Below are 1,571 nucleotides of genomic sequence, written 5' to 3'. Positions count from 1 at the left end.
GGGGGGTGGGGCGCGGGGGGTGGGGCGCGGGGGGTGGGGCGCGGGGGGTGGGGCGCGGGGGGTGGGGCGCGGGGGGTGGGGCGCGGGGGGTGGGGTGATCATGTGGGGTTGGGGTATCCCGGTGACCGAGGCAACCACCGCCGGGCGGTGTACGTCCCCTCAATACAAGACGACGCGACACACCGGAGCGACCCCCCTCGGATGCGCGGCCAGGAGGCATGCGCAAGGATCGGAGCCATCATGACTGCCTGGTTCGTCATCGCCGTTCCGATCGTGATCATGTTCTTCGCGCTCTTCATGGAGCGCGTTGAAGCTCGTCTCCGACACGTCGCCGTCCAGGAGGACGAGGTCGAGGAGTTCCTGGAGTCGGCGCGCCCCGACGAGGTCAGGGCGCTCTACGGGCACGGCATCGGCCGCGCGCTGGAGCTGTTCCGGCTGCGCAGGCTGGGTGGTCGTGCCAGGAACCTGCGTCAGCGGCGCACCCGCCGCTAGCGGGGCAAGGACCGGCGAGGCCCACGGGGTCACCCCCGGTGGGCCTTATCGGGCTGTCCGGGGCTGGGTCGACGGCGCGCCGAAGGGCGATCCCAGGCACAGCGCTTAGACTGCACTCAGTGATCGACGGCAAGGCGCTGATCCGCCAGAAGGCGGAACGCGCTCGACCAGCCGTCGCGTCTCGACAGGAGGGACGAGGTGGACGAGACCCTGGCCCGCGCGGGCATTTTCCAGGGGGTTGAACCGGCTGCAGCGGAGGCACTGGCGCAGACGCTGGAGTCCGTTGAATTCCCGCGTGGCCACGTGATCTTCGCGGAAGGCGAGCCGGGCGACCGGCTCTACATCATCCAATCGGGCAAGGTGAAGATCGGGCGCAAGTCGCCGGACGGCCGCGAGAACCTGTTGGGGATCTTCGGACCCTCCGACATGTTCGGCGAGCTGTCGATCTTCGACCCCGGTCCGCGCACGTCCACCGCGACCACGGTGACCGAGGTGCGCGCGGTGAGCATGGACCGCCCCGCGCTGCGGCAGTGGATCACCAACCGGCCGGAGATCGCGGAGCAGCTGCTCCGGGCGCTGGCGCGCAGGCTGCGCCGGACGAACTCGATGCTGGCCGACCTGATCTTCACCGACGTGCCCGGCCGGGTCGCCAAGGCGCTGCTGCAGCTCGCACAGCGCTTCGGCAGCCAGGAGGCCGGCCTGCTCCGGGTCACCCACGACCTGACGCAGGAGGAGATCGCCCAGTTCGTGGGCGCATCCCGCGAAACGGTGAACAAGGCCCTGGCCGACTTCGCGCACCGCGGCTGGCTGCGCCTGGAAGGCAAGAGCGTCCTGATCCTGGACCCCGAACGCCTGGCCCGCCGGGCAAGGTAACCCAGGACAACCCGCACGACCCAGGTCGCGCCCACAGGCAACCCGCTCAGCGCCCACTTCCAGGGGCACACCTCCGGGAGCACACCTCCAGGGGGCACACCTCCGGGAGCACACCCGCGAGGTCGCGTCGGTAGGTCGTGGCGGGGTTTTGGGGGGGGAAGCCCCGAGAGAGACGGGGCTCACCCCACGCCCCACCCCCCGGCACG

2 protein-coding genes are annotated in these 1,571 nt (G+C 71.1%); both read left to right on the top strand.

The window, feature by feature from the left end; genetic code table 11:
- The first annotated feature begins 240 nt into the window (after window positions 1-240).
- Entirely contained in the window at window positions 241-492 is a 252-nt protein-coding gene (locus FHS29_RS27695; protein ID WP_015097743.1) for a hypothetical protein, read from the top strand.
- 198 nt (window positions 493-690) lie between these two features.
- On the top strand, window positions 691-1,365 hold the full coding sequence (locus tag FHS29_RS27690; RefSeq protein ID WP_015097742.1) for a Crp/Fnr family transcriptional regulator: 675 nt from the start codon (window positions 691-693) through the stop codon (window positions 1,363-1,365).
- The last annotated feature ends 206 nt before the right edge of the window (window positions 1,366-1,571 follow it).

This window comes from Saccharothrix tamanrassetensis (assembly GCF_014203665.1).
Taxonomy (GTDB): Bacteria; Actinomycetota; Actinomycetes; order Mycobacteriales; family Pseudonocardiaceae; genus Actinosynnema; species Actinosynnema tamanrassetense.
This window is presented reverse-complemented; position numbering and strand designations above follow the sequence as displayed.

Bases quoted from the DNA above. Each gene is read 5' to 3' on its own strand.
- FHS29_RS27695 (WP_015097743.1), top strand. From the start codon at position 241: ATGACTGCCTGGTTCGTCATCGCCGTTCCGATCGTGATCATGTTCTTC.